Origin of the sequence: Nocardia sp. MH4 (assembly GCF_019266065.1) — a bacterium.
GTDB classification, from domain to species: domain Bacteria; phylum Actinomycetota; class Actinomycetes; order Mycobacteriales; family Mycobacteriaceae; genus Nocardia; species Nocardia canadensis.
The window spans coordinates 65,091-81,828 of sequence record NZ_LPNR01000134.1 but is presented as its reverse complement, the minus strand read 5'-3'; the positions used below and the strand labels follow the sequence as shown (position 1 = coordinate 81,828).

The following is a 16,738-nucleotide window of genomic DNA, read 5'->3' as shown; positions in this document are numbered from 1 at the left end:
CCATCGGCAGCCCGGGCGCCGCCGCGGGCGCGGCCTGGCCGTCCGGCGTCGGATGCCGCACCTCGGACAGGTCCGGCATGTCCTTGACCAGCTCGGGACGGGCGATGCTGCGGGTCGGTCCGTCGATACCGACGGACTTCACCATCGCCGCTTCCTTGCGGGCCGCCTTGGCCGCCAGGTCGGCGGTGGTCCTGGCATTGGACGCGCCGCTGCCCTTCAGCCCACCGGACGAGGGGCCCGCACCGCCAGAGGACGGACGCCCCTGGCTTGGGGCCTCACCGGGCCGGTACAGGTTCGACTGCGGCTCGCGCTGCGGCAGCTGCGCCCACCCGTCCTGGTAGGGCGACTTGCCCTTTCCGTTGCCGGCGGGCGGGGTGGGTTCGTTGCCCATCCGCACGGTCGACTGGTCGAACGATTCGCCCCCGGCGGCACCGGATTCCGGCGCTGCCGCGCCCTCGGCCGGACCGCCCTGGCGTGGGATCGGCCGCGGCTGGATCGGAGACGAGGCAATCCGCTCGGTGACGCCGTTGGTCTGGTTCCGATCGTCGTTCGACTGATTCGGTGTGGTCAATGGAATCCTCAGATCCGTTCGTTGCCGCCGCTGGTTGGGTTACTGCTCCGAAGCCGCGTCGCCGGTGAGCTGATCGGGATCGGGCTCGTCGGCGTTGCGCGCGATCGCTAGCAAGGTATCGCCATCCGCGAGGTTCATCAATCGCACGCCCTTGGTCTGGCGTCCAGCTTTCCGAACTTGCTTGGCTGCGGTGCGGATGACGCCACCACTGGAAGTGATCGCGTACAACTCGTCCTCGTCGTCGACGATGAGCGCACCGACCAGGCTGCCACGTTTCGGGTCGTACTGAATTGTCAATACGCCTTTTCCGCCACGACCCTGCGCGGTGTACTCCTCGATCGCCGTACGTTTGGCATACCCACCCGCGGTGGCCACCAAAAGGTAGGTGTCCTCGCGGACCACATTGAGCGAGAGCAATTCGTCGTCGGCGTTGAACCGCATGCCCTGCACACCGGAAGTGGCGCGGCCCATCGGACGCAGCGCCTCGTCGGTGGCGGAGAAGCGGATCGACTGACCGTGCGCCGAGACCAGCAGCAGATCGTCGTCGGCCGAGCACAGCACGGCGCCGACCAGCTCGTCGTCGTCGCGCAGGTTCACCGCGACGATGCCGCCGGACCGGTTGGAGTCGAAGTCGGTGAGCTTGGACTTCTTCACCAGGCCGGCGCGCGTGGCGAGCACCAGGTACGGCGCGTCCTCGTAGGTCTTGAGCTGGATGATCTGGGCGATCTTCTCGTCCGGCTGGAACGCCAGCAGGTTCGCCACGTGCTGACCACGCGCGGTCCGGTTGGCCTCGGGCAGCTCGTAGGCCTTGGCCCGGTAGACCCGGCCCTTGTTCGTGAAGAACAGCAGCCAGTCGTGGGTGGACGACACGAAGAAGTGCTTGACGATGTCGTCCTGCTTGAGGCCTGCGCCCTGCACGCCCTTGCCGCCGCGCTTCTGCGAGCGGTACAGGTCGGTCTTGGTGCGCTTGGCGTAGCCGGTCTCGGTGATCGTGACGACCACGTCCTCGCGGGCGATCAGGTCCTCGTCGGCGACGTCACCGTCGTTGGCGATGATCCTGGTCCGACGGTCGTCGCCGTACTTCTCGACGATCTCCGACAGCTCGTCGCGCACGATCGCGCGCTGGCGCTCCGGCTTCTCCAGGATGTCCTTGTAGTCGGCGATCTCGAGCTCGATCTTGGCCAGATCGTCGACGATCCGCTGCCGCTCCAGGGCGGACAGGCGGCGCAGCTGCATGTCCAGGATCGCGGTGGCCTGGATGTCGTCGATCTCGAGCAGCTGCATCAGGCCGGTGCGCGCGGTGTCGGTGTTGGCCGAGCGGCGGATCAGCGCGATGACCTCGTCGAGCAGGTCGAGCGCCTTGACCAGGCCGCGCAGGATGTGGGCCCGCTCCTCGGCCTTGCGCAGCAGGTAGCGGGTACGCCGGACGATGACTTCCAACTGGTGGTCGACGTAGTACCGGATCATCTGATCCAGGCGCAGCGTGCGCGGCACGCCGTCGACGATCGAGAGCATGTTCGCGCCGAAGCTGGTCTGCAGCTGGGTGTGCTTGTACAGGTTGTTCAGCACGACCTTGGCGACCGCGTCGCGCTTGACCGTCACCACGATGCGCATGCCCACCCGGTCGGAGGACTCGTCGTGGATATCGGAGATACCCGCGATCTTGCCGTCCTTGACCTGCTCGGCGATCGAGTTGATGAAGTTGTCGGTGTTGACCTGGTACGGCAGCTCGGTGATGACGATCTGGGTCTGCCCGCGGCTGCCCTCCTCGATCTCCACCACACCGCGCATGCGGATCGAGCCGCGGCCGGTGGTGTAGGCGTCGTGGATGCCCTGGCCGCCGACGATCAGGCCGTGGGTCGGGAAGTCCGGGCCCTTGACCCGTTCCATGCACGCGGCGAGGGTGGTCTCCTCGTCGGCGTCGTAGTTCTCCAGCGCCCAGTAGATGGCCTCGGCCAGCTCGTTGAGGTTGTGCGGCGGGATGTTGGTCGCCATGCCGACCGCGATGCCGTTGCTGCCGTTCATCAGCAGCGCGGGCACGCGCGCGGGCAGCACGGTCGGCTCCTGCGAGCGACCGTCGTAGTTGGGGACGAAATCGACGGTCTCGCTGTCGATATCGCGCAGCATCTCCATCGCGAGCGGCGTCAGGCGGCACTCGGTGTAACGCATGGCGGCCGCGCCGTCGTTGCCGCGGGAACCGAAGTTGCCCTGGCCGTCGACCAGCGGGTAGCGCAGCGACCAGGGCTGCGCCATGCGCACGAGGGTGTCGTAGATCGACGCGTCGCCGTGCGGGTGGTAGTTACCCATGGTCTCGGCGACCGGACGGGCCGACTTCACATAGCCGCGGTCGGGGCGGTAGCCGTTGTCGTACATCGCGTAGAGCACGCGCCGATGCACGGGCTTGAGGCCGTCGCGCACGTCGGGCAGCGCGCGGCCCACGATCACGCTCATCGCGTAATCGATGTAGCTGCTCTGCATTTCGTTCTGGATGTCGACCGGTTCGATCCGGTCGCCCGCACCACCGGAGGGCGGCAGCGTGGTCTCAGTCATCAAATCTCCTTCGAGGGCCTGACATGCTTCACGGGCGCGCGCTTACGGCGCTGCACCGGTTACACGTCCAGGAAGCGGACGTCCTTGGCATTGCGGGTGATGAAGCTGCGACGTGCCTCCACGTCTTCGCCCATGAGCACGGAGAACAGCTCGTCGGCCGCGGCCGCGTCGTCGAGCGTCACCTGACGAAGCACCCGCACCGACGGATCCATGGTGGTTTCCCACAGCTCCTTGGCATTCATCTCGCCCAGACCCTTGTAGCGCTGGACGCCGTCGTCCTTGTTGATCTTCTTGCCCGCGGCCAGACCGGCCTCGAGCAGCGCGTCGCGCTCGCGGTCGGAGTAGGCGAACTCCGGGTCGGTGCGCATCCACTTGAGCTTGTACAGCGGCGGCTGGGCCAGGAACACGTGCCCGTGCTCGACCAGCGGGCGCATGAACCGGAACAGCAGCGTGAGCAACAGAGTCGCGATGTGCTGGCCGTCGACGTCGGCGTCGGCCATCAGGATGATCTTGTTGTAGCGCAGCTTCGCGATGTCGAACTCGTCGTGGATGCCGGTACCGAACGCGGTGATGATCGACTGGACCTCGTTGTTCTTGAGGACGCGGTCGATGCGGGCCTTCTCGACGTTGATGATCTTGCCGCGCAGCGGCAGGATCGCCTGGTACATCGAGTCGCGGCCGGACTTGGCCGAGCCGCCGGCGGAGTCACCCTCGACGATGTAGATCTCGCACTTGCTCGGATCCTTGGAGCGGCAGTCGGCCAGCTTGCCGGGCAGGCCGCCCAGGTCGGTGGCCGACTTGCGGCGCACCAGCTCACGCGCCTTGCGCGCGGCCACGCGGGCCTGCGCCGAGGACACCGCCTTCTGCACGATGGTCTTCGCGTCGGCCGGGTTGGCCTCGAACCAGTGCGTCAGGTGCTCGTTGCAGGCGCGCTGCACGAACGACTTGACCTCGGTGTTGCCCAGCTTGGTCTTGGTCTGGCCCTCGAACTGCGGCTCGCCGACCTTGACGCTCACGATGGCGGCCAGGCCCTCGCGGATGTCGTCACCGGTGAGGTTGCCGTCCTTCTCCTTGAGGAGCTTCTTCTCCTTCGCGTACTTGTTGACCACCGTGGTCAGCGCCGCGCGGAAGCCCTCTTCGTGGGTGCCGCCCTCATGGGTGTTGATCGTGTTGGCGAAGGTGTGGACCGACTCGGAGTAACCCGAGTTCCACTGCATCGCGACCTCGAGCTCGTGGCCGGTGCCCTTACCGGTGAAGCCGACCACCGAGTTGTGGATGGCCTGCTTGGTGCGGTTGATGTGGCGGACGAAGTCCACCAGGCCGCCCGGGTAGTGGTAGGTGCGGGTCTTGACCTTGTGCTCGACCGGCTTCTCGACGCCTTCCTCGGCGTGCTTGGGCGCCTCGGCGGTATCGCTGACGACCTCGTCGGTGACGTCGGACTCACTGACCCGCTGGTCGGTGAGGGTGATGGTCAGGCCCTTGTTGAGGAACGCCATCTCCTGCAGGCGGCGCGCGACCGTCTCGAAGTTGTAGGTGGTGGTCTCGAAGATCTCCGGGTCGGCCCAGAAGCGGATCGTCGTACCGGTGCGCTTGGTCGGCTCACCCTGGATGAGCTTGCCCGGCTTGGCGTCCTTGTAGGTCTGGGCCCAGTGGTAGCCGTCGGTGTCGATCTCGGCTTCCAGCTTGGACGACAGGGCGTTGACCACCGAGATGCCGACACCGTGCAGACCACCGGAGACGGCGTAGGAGTCGGAGTCGAACTTGCCGCCGGCGTGCAGCTGCGTCATGACGACCTCGACGGTCGGAATGCCCTGCGCGTGCATGGCGGTGGGGATACCGCGGCCGTCGTCGATGACCTCGACACCGCCGTCCTCCAGCAGCGTGACGTCGACCCGCGTCGCGTAGCCGGCCATCGCCTCGTCGACCGAGTTGTCCACAACCTCCCAGATGAGGTGGTGGAGGCCGCGTTCACCGGTGGAACCGATGTACATGCCAGGGCGCTTGCGCACCGCTTCGAGGCCTTCGAGGACTGTGATGGAGGAGGCACCGTAGCCCTGCTTGTTGCCCGATGCGTTGGAGTCGTTGGCAGCCACTTGTCGGTAGCTCTCCTTACTTGCTGATCCCTGTCGCAGCGATCGGGCAGCACGCGGACTGCACAGCACGCGTCGAGGGTTCGCCGCTGGTTACGTCACCATCCTACTGGTAAGCCCAACTTACAGTGCACCTACGACACCCCTGACGCCGCCGTGAATGCAAGAAATCGGTCTACGGTGACAAGATTCCGCCTTCCGGAGATTTCCGCCCGGCAGAACTGGCGTGAGACTTGCGTTCGGCGGTTCCACGTGAAACGCGATCGACCGCCCCCGAGGCCGCTCCGAGTTATCCACAGGTTTTGTCCACATGTACAAAACTCGGGGCCCGAGAGCGTTGCGGCCACAAGGCAACTCGCCCCGGTCACCGCCCGGCTATCCGTAGGTGTCGCGTGGCCCGCGGCCCTTGATGTGTCGTTCGCCCTTGCGCCAGCTCGGCGCGGCGGGCCCGGTGATCCGCAGCGAGGTGACCACGCCCTGGCCGACCGCGGCATTGATCTTGGCCAGGATCTGGCCCTGCAACATGCGCAGCTGGGTGGCCCACGCGGTGGACTCGGCGGCGATCTTGAGCACGCCGCCCTCCAGCGTCACCGGGGTGGCATGCGAGGCGATATCCTCCCCGACCACGCTGGTCCACCGGCCGAACACCATGCCCTCGGCCACCTTGCCCGACCAGCCACGACTCTTCGCGATCGACCCGGTCAGGGCCGACAACAGCTGGGGATCACGGGGGTCGGGACCTGCGCCGGACCAGCCGGTGCGCCTGCGTCCACCCGCGCGCAGCTTGCGGACCGGGGACGCCCGGCCCTGGCCGACCGACTTGCCGCTGGCCTTGGCAGCGGCCCTGGCCTCCTCCAGCGCGCGCCGGGCCAGATCGATCCCGCGCAGCTCCGGTTCGGGCTCTTCGCTCACCTCGGTTCCTTCCGGTGTCGATGCTGGCCGAGTGCGGACTGAGTCTACGCCGGAGCGCCGACAGCACCGTCCAGGCCGATCCGGCATATGTCCAGCATGTTGCCGGTTTTCCACAGGCTGCTGTTGATAACTATCGCTATCTGTGCATATCTTCCGGTTGTTCGGCCACCTCGGTGACGATTCGTGAGGTACGCCGATCGGCTTCGCCGGTCGTTTGCACCCGCAGCGGTTCGGCGGCCAGCTCGGCCGGCACGTCCTCGGCCACCGCCGCGGTGATGAGCACCTGCTCCGCGCCGGCGGCCACCTCGGCCAGCGCGGTCCGCCTGCGCCGATCCAGTTCGGCGAACACGTCGTCGAGCAGCAGCACCGGCTCGGTGCCCGCGCTGCGCAGCAGTTCGAACGAGGCCAGCCGCAGCGCCAGCGCGAACGACCAGGACTCACCGTGACTGGCGAAGCCCTTCGCGGGCGAGCTGCCGAGAAGCAGCTCGAGGTCGTCGCGGTGCGGGCCGACCAGGCACACCCCGCGCTCGAGTTCCCGGCTCCTGGCGGCGGCCAGCTCGCGCAGCACGATCTCGTGCAGGTGCGCCACGTCGTCGGCCCCCGGCTCGCGCGCCGGATCGAGGAGTTCGGGCGGCAGATATCCCGAGCGATAAGCGATTGCCGCGGGCCGTGATTCGGGCGCGATCGACCGATATGCCTGTGCCAGATACGGATACAGGTCGTGGACCAGGCGCAATCGCTGGGCCAGCAGCACCGAGGCGTGCTCGGCCAGATGCCCGTCCCACACGTCGAGGGTGCTCAGATCGGCGCGGGAACGGACATGGCGGCCAGCGGTTTTCAACAGCGCCGAGCGCTGGCGCAGCACCTTGTCGTAGTCGGCGCGCACGCCGGCCAGCCTGGGCAGGCGGGCTGTGCACAACTCGTCGAGGAACCGTCGGCGCTCCCCCGGATCGCCGCGCACCAGCGACAGATCCTCCGGCGCGAACAGCACGGTCTGCAGAATCCCGAGGATCTCCCTGGACCGGCGCACCGGCGACCGGTTGATCTGGGCCCGGTTGGCGCTGCCCTGCTTGAGCTCCACATCGACGCGCAATTCGCGGCCCGTGTTCACCACGGTCGCCCCGATCCGGGCCTGGGTCGCCCCCATCCGGATCAGCGGCGCGTCGGCGGAGACCCGATGCGACCCCAGCGTCGCCAGATAACCGATCGCCTCGAGCAGATTGGTCTTGCCGTTGCCATTGGCCCCCAACAGCACCGTGCGCCCTGGGGACAACTCGAGCTCGGCGTGTTCCCACGACCGGAAATCACGGACCGACAGCGCACGAATGAACATGCCGGATTACGCGGGCGGGCCGGCTCAGCCGGGCAGCCGGACCGGCATCAGCAGGTAGATGTACTGGCTCTCCAGCGCCGCGAACGCACCCGACTCGAGCACCTTGGGCTCCTCGTCGGAGGCGGGCAGCAGCACGGCGGGACGGCTCGGGGTGGTGAACCCGAAGGTGACCCGCTCCGCGTGCAGCGCCGACAGTCCCTCGGTCAGGTAGCCGGGGTTGAAGGCGATGGTCAGCGGCTCACCGCGGAAATCGGCCTCCAGCCATTCCTCGGCGCGGCCCGCGTCGTCCCCACCCGCCGACAGCAGCACGCCGTCGGTGGAGAACTCCAGACGCACCTGGGCACCGCGCTCGGCCACCAGGGCGACGCGCTTGATCGCCTCGGACAGCGCCGCGACGGGCAGCGTGGCGATGGAGGTGTGCTCCTTGGGGAGCAACTGGCGGAACTTGGGGAATTCCGCGTCGAGCAGGCGGGTGGTGGTGCGCCGGCCCGCGTTGACGATGCCGAGCAGGCCGTCGGCCCCGCCACCGCTGCCCAGCGACAGCTGCACGGGCGCGTCGGCGGCACCGAGGGTCTTGGCGGCTTCGGACAGCGTGCGCGCCGGGATGAGCACGGCGGTCTCGATGTCGGAGCGGGTGGGCTGCCACTGCAGGTGCCGCACGGCCAGGCGGAAGCGGTCGGTGGCGGCGAGGACGACATCGTTGCCCTCGATCTCGACCCGGATGCCGGTGAGCATCGGGAGCGTGTCGTCGCGGCCCGCGGCGACGGCGACCTGACCGACCGCCTCGGCGAACACATCGACACCGAGCTCACCGGTCTGCTGCGGCACCTCGGGCAGCTGGGGATAGTCCTCGACCGGCATGGTCGGCAGGGAGAACTTGGCGCTACCGCAGGCGATGAGCACGCGGGTGCCGTCGACGGAGACATCGACCGGCTTGTTGGACAGCGCCTTGGTGATGTCGGCGAGCAGTCGGCCCGAGACCAGCACCTGGCCGGGACCGGCGACCTCGGCGGCCACCCGCATCTGCGCGGAGACCTCGTAGTCGAAGCCGGAGACCGTCAGGCCGTTCTCGTCGGCGACCAGCAGCACACCACCCAGAACGGGCACCGGAGGACGGGAGGGCAGGCTGCGCGCCACCCAGGCCACCGACTCGGCGAAATCCTCTCGGGCGACCCGAAACTTCATGCTCGCAAGCTCCATCGCCCGATTTGTCCTCTCCGAGTTTCGAATCCGTGTGCGGGGTGTTCAGCGGAGTTGAGGTGCTGCGTCGGCCGCGCACTGAGTCTCGCACAACAAGCCGACAACCAAACGGTACCTGGGCATCGCGGGAAGTCCGCATCGACCCTCCCTGCCCATCGAGCCCTCACTACCCATCGAGCCCTCACTACCCGTCCCCTCTCCTCCTTGCCGCTTGTGAGTGGAGCACCGACCGAGCCGAGCCTCTCCGACCGACTTTCCACACACCTTGTTTTGAAGAGATCTCTTCAAGAAATAGAACTGAAGTAGTAGTAGGCACTGTGGAATCTGTGGACTTCGGCCGAATCCGCAGGTCAGAGCGCACGTCGGCATGGGGATGGCCGTGGGGTGTCTCGAGGATGAACCGGGAGCGTCTGTGGACGCCCGAAGTTGTCCCATTTCCATCCTCGAGTAGTCCTCGAGTTGTTCCACCGGATTCACCCTGTTGTTCACACGCGGGGGCAGGGTGGTGGCAACCAGGTGGATTCCTCGAGGACTCCACACGGATTCCTCGAGGAATCCACAGGGCAGATCCGCCGACGTCGCAGGTCGGGGTGACCGTGGAGGTGTGAGTGGATCCGGCTGTGGACGATGTGGACAACTCCCTGTGAGCGAACACTCCCAGATCGCTCCCCAGCCCCTGTGCGCCGATCGGTGCACAACCGGTGAATTCCTCGAGGACTCCACAGGGATTCCTCGAGGAATCCACAAGGCAAAAAAGAACACCGCCCCAGGTCAGGGCGGTGTTCGAGGTGTGGATGAAATCAGCGCGAGCGCTGTTTGATCCGGGCTGTGAGTTCTTGCACCTGGTCGTAGACACGGCGTCGCTCGGTCATCTCCTTGCGCACCTTCTTCTCCGCGTACATCACCGTCGTGTGGTCGCGACCGAACGCCTGCCCGATCTTGGGCAGCGACAGATCGGTGAGCTCGCGGCACAGGTACATCGCGATCTGCCGGGCCTGCGCCAGCGGCCTGGCCTTGCCCGGCCCGGTCAGTTCCTCGAGCGTCGTGTTGAAGTACTCGGCGGTGACGGCCATGATCGTCGCCGCGTTGATCTCCAGCGCCGCGGTGTCGGGCATGAGATCGCGCAGCACGACCTCGGCCAGCGAGAGATCCAGCGGCTGACCGTTGAGCGAGGCGAATGCCGTCACCCGGATCAGCGCGCCCTCGAGCTCACGGATATTGCGCTCCACCCGGCTGGCGATCAGTTCGAGCACGTCGTGCGGCACATCGAGCCGGTCCATCCGCGCCTTCTTGCGCAGGATCGCGATGCGGGTCTCCAGTTCGGGCGGCTGCACATCGGTGATCAGGCCCCACTCGAAGCGGGTCCGCAGCCGCTCCTCCAGGGTCGCCAGCTGCTTGGGCGGGCGGTCGGAGGAGACGACGATCTGCTTGTTCGCGTTGTGCAGGGTGTTGAAGGTGTGGAAGAACTCCTCCTGGATGCCTTCCTTGCCCTCGATGAACTGGATGTCGTCGACCAGCAGGATGTCGGTCTCGCGGTAGCGACGCTTGAACGCGACCTTGCGATCGTCGCGCAGGCTGTTGATGAAGTCGTTGGTGAACTCCTCGGTGGAGACGTACTTCACCCGCATGCCGGGGAACAGTCGCTGCGCGTAGTGCCCCGCCGCGTGCAGCAGGTGCGTCTTGCCCAGACCCGACGCACCCCAGACGAACAGCGGGTTGTAGGCCCGGGCCGGCGCTTCCGCGATCGCGACCGCGGCCGCGTGCGCGAACCGGTTGGACGCGCCGATGACGAACGTCTCGAACGTGTACTTGGCGTTCAGGCTCGCCGAGGACGACGCCTGCGGCGGGGCCTCGGGCGACTTGTTGAAGTAGGTCGGCCAGTTGTTGCGGGCATCGACCACCGGCTCGTCGTCCGCGGGCTCGGCACCGGGCGTACCCGGCCGCAGCGGTTCCGGCGCGGCCTCGGTGGGTGCCTCCTCGGCCCGCGCGGCGATCGGCTCCTCCGACTGCGAACCCCGGGCCCGGCTCGGCGCGCGCTGCGGCGGCGGGTCGGGGGTGAACAGCGACTCCTGGCCGGGCGGGATGTGCTCACGCCGGGGCGAACCGGACTGCTCCCGCCGGGCGGGCGGGGCGGCGTCGGCCGGGCGCTGATCCGGGCGCGCGCCACGGAACTCCGCGCGACCGCCGAACTCGCCGTTGGCGAAGTCGGGAACCGGATAGACCGCGGTCGGTTCGAAATCGGTGCCGGGGAACTCGGCGCGCTCGGGCTGGAACTCCGGCGCCTGGCCGTATTCCGGCGCCGGCGCGTACTCCGGCTGCTGCTGGTATTCGGGCTGCGCCGGGTATTCCGGTTCGGGCTGCCGGTATTCCGGCTCGGCCTGGTACTCCCGATGACCGGCATAGTCGGGCCGCTCGCCGTACTCGCCCGGCTGCGCGGGGTACTCGCGCCCGCCGTAGCTGTTGCCGTAGTCACCGGTGGGCTGATATTCCTGCCCACCCTGGTAGTCGTTGCCGTACTCACCATTGCCCGCGGGGTACTCGCCGGCACCGTAGCGGGGCCGGCCGTACTCACCGCGCGCGGCGTAGTCGGGAACACTGAAATCGGGACCGGGATAACCGGTCGGCGGGCGCACCTGCTCGCGCGGGCGCTCCGGCCGGCTCGTCATCCTGGCGTGCCGCGGCGAATTGCCTGCCCGCTCCCCCGCGGCCGGGCTCGGCGCGGCGATGCGGACACCCAAACCCTCCACCTGCGGCCCGAGCCGACGCCCCAGCGATCGCAGGATCGGCTCGCGCAGATCACGCTCGATTGCTTCCTGGGCCAGCGAGGACGGAACCGACAGCAACGCGAAGCCCTGGGCGACGGTGAGCGGTTTGACCAGTTTCAGCCAGGCCTGCTGCGCGCGGCTGACCGCGGGGATGGCGCCGTCGGCCGAGCCGGTGGTGAGCTCGGCGACCACCTCAGGCCATACGGTGGCCAGCACATTCTGCTCGTCGTCCATGCAGCGTCCTCCCCGGACCGGTTTGTTGGGGCCCACGGCCGGGCGCACGCGGACAATCACCTGTGAACAGGTGGAATCCAGTGATCCTGCGTACAACCGAAGCCGGTTCGAACGCCGTGCGGTCCCAGAATCCGGACTGCGGCGCGGGCACCGTCGGCCCTACGAATATGCCACTCCGGCCGTCTTTCCACACAATTATCCACAGATGTGGACAAACCTGGGGATAGAGGGAATCTGCCAGCGTGTGGCAGTGAATGGGGCTGGACCTGCGGTTCTTCAGCAATCCCCCGGCTACAGAGGTTAGCCGCCCCCGCCGCAGAAGGCCAGAGGTGTGGACGAACTCACGAAAAGTCCCCGGATGCGTCAGTGCGTCCCGGGCGTGTCGCCCCAGGTCGGCCCAGCTCGGGGCGAGGCGGCGGGGTCCGGTAATCTGGACATCGTGCCTGGCGCACGTGCTTTGGGGGCCGAGTTTGACCCTGCGTAGCGGTATCAGTACCCTCGTACAGTCACCCCTTGGCGCGGTGGCGGCTGTGTGCTGCACGTCGATCGCCAAGGCTTTCTGCGTGTAGACCGCGGTCCGCTGCGCAGACATCCGAATCATTGAACAGACTTCGGGCGCCGAACGGTGCCCACCAACTCGAGGAGTGTTGACCGTGGCCAAGGGCAAGCGGACGTTCCAGCCGAACAACCGTCGTCGGGCGCGCGTGCACGGCTTCCGCCTCCGGATGCGCACCCGTGCGGGTCGCGCCATCGTTTCGGCGCGTCGCCGTAAGGGCCGTGCCGAACTGACTGCCTGATCGCGCGTAGTCGGACGCTCGGGTGTTGCCTGAGCCGTATCGGTTGCACCACCGTGCCGAATTCTCCCGCACGGTGCGCCGCGGTCAGCGAATCGGGAGGCGAGATCTCGTCGTACACGCGTTCACGCACACGTACGACGATGTCGCCGACGTCGATTCCCTGATCCGGGTAGGCGGTCCGCGGTTCGGGCTGATTGTGAGCAAGGCGGTGGGTAACGCGGTGGTTCGCCACCGGGTGGCCCGCCGCCTGCGTCATATGTGCGCCCAGATCGTCGACGAATTGCCAGCCGGTACCGATGTCGTGATTCGGGCGCTGCCCGGTGCGGCCACCGCCGACTCCGCCGAGTTGCTGCGCCAGCTGCGCACCGGACTACGCAAGCTCGGTTTGCGTAGTGCTCCGGAGCCCGCGCTCGGTCGCACCCCGGCCGGTGAGCGGCGATGAGGACCCTCACCCGCCTACCCGCGAACGTGCTGATCTTCCTGATCGAGCTGTACCGGACCTATGTCTCCCCCACCCGGATGCCGATCTGCCGGTTCACTCCCACCTGCAGTGAATACGCGGTGACCGCTCTGCGCACGCGCGGGCTGGTCGTCGGATCGGCACTGACGGTCGTGCGCCTCGCGAAATGCGCGCCCTGGCACCCTGGAGGGTGGGATCCCGTGCCAGAGCGCGGGTCGAATGCCTGCACAAAGTCATCGCCCGCGCTGATCGGCGATACGAACGACGGGAGTACCTAGAGCCGTGCTCGACATCATCTATTGGCCGGTATCCGCGATTCTGTGGTTCTGGCACAAAGCCTTCGGCTTCGTGTTCGGAGCCGACAGTGGGCTCGCCTGGAGCCTCGCCATCGTCTTCCTGGTCTTCACGCTGCGGCTCGTGCTGTACAAGCCGTTCGTGAAGCAGGTGCGCACCACCAAGCAGATGCAGGAGCTGCAGCCTCAGATCAAGGAGCTGCAGAAGAAGTACAAGAACGACCGCGAGACCATGGCGCGGGAGATGCAGAAGCTGCAGAAGGAACACGGCTTCAACCCGCTGATGGGCTGTCTGCCGGTCCTCGTGCAGGTGCCGGTCTTCCTCGGTCTCTTCCACGTGCTGCGTTCGTTCAACCGCACCGGCCACGGCTTCGGTCAGCTGGGGATGTCCGCGTACGACAACGCGCACACCCCGAACTACATCTTCAGCGCGGCCGACGTCCAGTCGTTCCTGAGCGCCCGTATCTTCGGCGCCCCGATCGCGTCGTTCATCACCATGCCGCAGAGTGAGCTGTCGGCCTTCGCCGAGTGGGGTGGCACGCCGACCAAGCTGAGCATCGCCCTCGTCGCGATCCCGCTGATGGTCATCGCCGGTCTGGCGACCCACTTCAACGCCCGCGCCTCCGTCCAGCGGCAGACGCCGGAAGCCGCCGCCAACCCGCAGGCCGCGATCATGAACAAGCTGTCGCTGTGGGTCTTCCCGCTCGGCGTGCTCGTCGGTGGTCCCTTCCTGATGATCGGCATCCTGATCTACTGGGTGGCCAACAACATCTGGACCTACGGTCAGCAGCACCTGGTGTTCGGCCGCATGGAGAAGGAAGAGGAAGAGAAGAAGGCGAAGAAGCTGGAGCTGCGCGCACAGAACGCGCCCAAGCCCGGCGCCAAGCCGGTCGACGTCCGCAAGAAGCAGGATGCCCCGGCCGACGACACCGCCTCGACGAACGGCACCGCCGCGACCAACGGCACCGCCAAGCAGGCCGCCAAGCAGGGTGGCGGCCAGCGCAGGCCGGGCGGTCAGAAGCGGCCGGGTAACCGCGGCCGCGCGAACCAGAAGCGTAAGCGCTGAGTGGCGATCAGATAGAGGAATCCAATGACTGTTGAGACCGAGACCGACGGAGGGGACGCCACTGTGGCGACGACTGTTGACGTCGTGAACGACGCCGAAGAAGCGTTGATCGAAGAGGGCGAGATCGCGGGCGACTACCTCGAGCAGCTGCTGGACGTGCTCGACTTCGACGGCGACATCGACCTCGATGTCGAGGGCGACCGCGCCGTCGTGAGCATCGATGGCGGCCGCGATCTGACCAAGCTCGTCGGACGCAACGGCGAAGTTCTCGACGCGCTGCAGGAGCTGACCCGCCTGGCCGTGCAGCAGGCGACCGGCGTCCGCAGCCGCCTGATGCTCGATGTGGCCGGCTGGCGCGCTCAGCGTCGCACCGACCTGAGCGAGCTCGGCGTCGCCGCGGCGAAGCGCGTGCTCGAGTCGGGCAAGCCCGAGGCACTGTCGGCGATGACTCCGTTCGAGCGCAAGATCGTGCACGACGCCGTCGCCGACATCGACGGTGTGGCGAGCGAGAGCGAAGGTGTCGAGCCGAATCGTCATGTGGTGGTAGTGCCCGAGTAGGCTGATTCCGCCGCGACCACGTTTGGTGTGATAGGGCCTCCGGTCTCGGACCGGGGGCCTTATTCATGCCCTATTGCGATCGACCACCACTCGGAAGGATGTTTCACGTGGAACTCGAACTGGGTGCGCTGTCCGCCGAGTTGGACCCGCCCGCCGCTGCCGTGCGGATCTTCGGCGACCGCCTGGACCTCGCCCGCCGCTACTGCGCGGCACTGGCCACCGCCGGCGTGGAGCGCGGCCTCATCGGCCCGCGCGAAGTCCCCCGCCTCTGGGAGCGGCACATCCTCAACTGCGCTGTGGTCGGTGAGCTGATCGACGAGGGCGCGTCCGTCGTCGATGTCGGCAGCGGCGCCGGACTCCCCGGCATCCCGTTGGCCATTGCCCGGCCCGATCTCCGTATCACCCTCGTCGAGCCGCTGCTGCGGCGCACGGTGTTCCTGGGTGAGTTCATCGAAGAAGCCGGACTCAAGAATGTGACCGTCGTTCGCGGACGGGCCGAGCAGTCCGGTGTCATCAAGGAAGCCGGCGGCGCGGACGTGGTCACCTCCCGCGCGGTCGCCCCTCTCGCGAAGCTCGCCCACTGGTCGCTCCCCCTCCTCCGTGATCACGGTCGGATGCTCGCTCTCAAGGGAACGAGTGCCGCCGAGGAACTCGAGCGCGACGGCGCCGAACTGATCCGCGATGGTGCCACCGATCTCCGCGTGGTCGGGTGCGGTGCCGGGATCGTCGAGGTGCCGACTCTGGTGATCAGCGCCGAGCTGCTCCCCCGCGCCGAGCGTCCGACGCGTCGGAGTGGGCGGAAGGTCGCGAGCGCGGAGAAGAAGTCGCGGAAGCGATAGTTCACATTTCGTAACGTGACGAAACTGCCCGAGGGTGGTTGCCTGCCGCCGACTCAGGCGGAAATTCGTTATCTGTGCCGAAGCGTCAAGAACTGCTCCGTCGCGTTGTTTCACGTGGAACGTGCAGCCGGTGGAACCGGATCTGGCGCAGTGCGGCCTGGGTAGTCGCTCGCCGGATTTCGTCTGTCGGATCGACTTCGTAGTAGGTCCGTGCAGTCGACGGGATTCTGGTCTATGAATTCTCGGTAGGGGTGGGCTTTGCTCCGCGTTCTCCGCGGCTCGATGGATTGCTTGATACGGTGCCGATCGGTGCGTTGCGGGTAGCCCGCCGTGGCGTGGTCGCCAGGCCGGGTGCGGGAGTTGGTGGGCGCGTGCGGGTCGGGGCGAGGTGCGGGATCGCTGGGGTGGTGCTGATCGTTGAAGCGCTGTGAATCGCGGGGTGTGGAATGGGGTGCTGCGCGCAGCGTGACTTGGTGGGAGTGGCGCGGGCTGGCCGGGGTGCGGGGCGAGTGGCTGGGGTGCGGGGTCGGATCGTCGGGTGCGGAGCGGGCCGTCGGGTGGGGCCGGATCGTCGGGGGCGGAGCAGATCGTCGGTCTGAGACCGGTTCGCCGGATGCGGTGCGGGCCGCCGAGTATGGAGTGGGCGGCTGAGTGCGGGGCGGCGGGGTGGGGTGCGGGCCGCTGGGGCGAGTGGATCACTGCCGCCCACCTCCCGAACTCATTGCCGGACCAGGTACTCCGAGACGATCAACCGCCGCATCGGCCGCTGGGCGGCTGCTGTCCAGACCGAACGCATCCACATCGAGTCGGCCCGCGAGCAGTGACTGTCGGCAGCACTGATCGATTCGTAGTGTGCGCCGCCAGTTCGGACGTTGAGCACCTCGCCCGGACCACATGCCCCGGACTCTTGTGGCGGACCGCCGCCGCGGTACTCGACGGGCAGCGGCAACCCAGCTCCCTGGCAGAACAGGATGCCCTGCATCGTCCGCGAGTCAGCGGCCGGCCAGATAGCCGATCGCGATCTATGCGATCTGCCAACTGCGAGGAGTCGATCGCCGAGTTCGATGCCG

General features: G+C 67.4%; 12 protein-coding genes and 1 pseudogene. 6 read left to right on the top strand and 7 right to left on the bottom strand.

The genetic code is table 11. The features are described 5' to 3' along the window. From ATM97_RS33745 to dnaA, 7 genes and pseudogenes are all read right to left on the bottom strand, one after another. Positions 1–571, bottom strand: a pseudogene (locus ATM97_RS33745) (DUF3566 domain-containing protein); the annotation flags it as partial. Positions 572–610: 39 nt separating this feature from the next. Beyond that, positions 611–3,121 carry a DNA gyrase subunit A gene (gene gyrA, locus ATM97_RS33740; RefSeq protein ID WP_218722276.1) on the bottom strand — a complete coding sequence of 837 codons (2,511 nt, stop codon included), beginning with the start codon at positions 3,119–3,121 and terminating at the stop codon, positions 611–613. 59 nt (positions 3,122–3,180) lie between these two features. Then, positions 3,181–5,214 (bottom strand): DNA topoisomerase (ATP-hydrolyzing) subunit B, encoded by a 2,034-nt coding sequence (gene gyrB, locus ATM97_RS33735; protein ID WP_218722275.1) that lies wholly within the window; start codon positions 5,212–5,214, stop codon positions 3,181–3,183. A gap of 372 nt (positions 5,215–5,586) precedes the next feature. Beyond that, positions 5,587–6,123, bottom strand: a complete 537-nt coding sequence (locus tag ATM97_RS33730; RefSeq protein WP_218722274.1) for a DUF721 family protein — start codon at positions 6,121–6,123, stop codon at positions 5,587–5,589. 136 nt (positions 6,124–6,259) lie between these two features. After that, positions 6,260–7,456, bottom strand: coding sequence for a DNA replication/repair protein RecF (recF, locus tag ATM97_RS33725; protein ID WP_218722273.1), 1,197 nt, complete (start codon positions 7,454–7,456; stop codon positions 6,260–6,262). Positions 7,457–7,480: 24 nt separating this feature from the next. Beyond that, entirely contained in the window at positions 7,481–8,656 is a 1,176-nt protein-coding gene (gene dnaN / locus ATM97_RS33720; protein WP_218722272.1) for a DNA polymerase III subunit beta, read from the bottom strand. Between the two features lie 800 nt (positions 8,657–9,456). Further along, entirely contained in the window at positions 9,457–11,655 is a 2,199-nt protein-coding gene (gene dnaA / locus ATM97_RS33715; RefSeq protein WP_218722271.1) for a chromosomal replication initiator protein DnaA, read from the bottom strand. Between the two features lie 653 nt (positions 11,656–12,308). On the opposite strand from dnaA, the gene rpmH reads away from it, so the two are divergent. From rpmH to rsmG, 6 genes are all read left to right on the top strand, one after another. Further along, positions 12,309–12,452, top strand: a complete 144-nt coding sequence (gene rpmH / locus ATM97_RS33710; RefSeq protein ID WP_005516618.1) for a 50S ribosomal protein L34 — start codon at positions 12,309–12,311, stop codon at positions 12,450–12,452. Positions 12,453–12,474: 22 nt separating this feature from the next. Beyond that, positions 12,475–12,894 carry a ribonuclease P protein component gene (rnpA, locus tag ATM97_RS33705; RefSeq protein ID WP_218722270.1) on the top strand — a complete coding sequence of 140 codons (420 nt, stop codon included), beginning with the start codon at positions 12,475–12,477 and terminating at the stop codon, positions 12,892–12,894. Continuing rightward, positions 12,891–13,190, top strand: coding sequence for a membrane protein insertion efficiency factor YidD (gene yidD / locus ATM97_RS33700; protein WP_218722269.1), 300 nt, complete (start codon positions 12,891–12,893; stop codon positions 13,188–13,190). The genes rnpA and yidD overlap by 4 nt, the downstream gene beginning before the upstream one ends. Positions 13,191–13,194: 4 nt before the next feature. After that, positions 13,195–14,271: a membrane protein insertase YidC gene (gene yidC / locus ATM97_RS33695; RefSeq protein WP_218722268.1), complete on the top strand. Its 1,077-nt coding sequence runs from the start codon at positions 13,195–13,197 to the stop codon at positions 14,269–14,271. Between the two features lie 24 nt (positions 14,272–14,295). Then, a complete protein-coding gene (locus tag ATM97_RS33690) occupies positions 14,296–14,829 on the top strand; it encodes a protein jag (RefSeq protein ID WP_218722267.1) in 534 nt (177 codons plus the stop codon). Between the two features lie 98 nt (positions 14,830–14,927). Further along, positions 14,928–15,668: a 16S rRNA (guanine(527)-N(7))-methyltransferase RsmG gene (rsmG, locus tag ATM97_RS33685; RefSeq protein WP_218722266.1), complete on the top strand. Its 741-nt coding sequence runs from the start codon at positions 14,928–14,930 to the stop codon at positions 15,666–15,668. Positions 15,669–16,738: the final 1,070 nt, after the last annotated feature.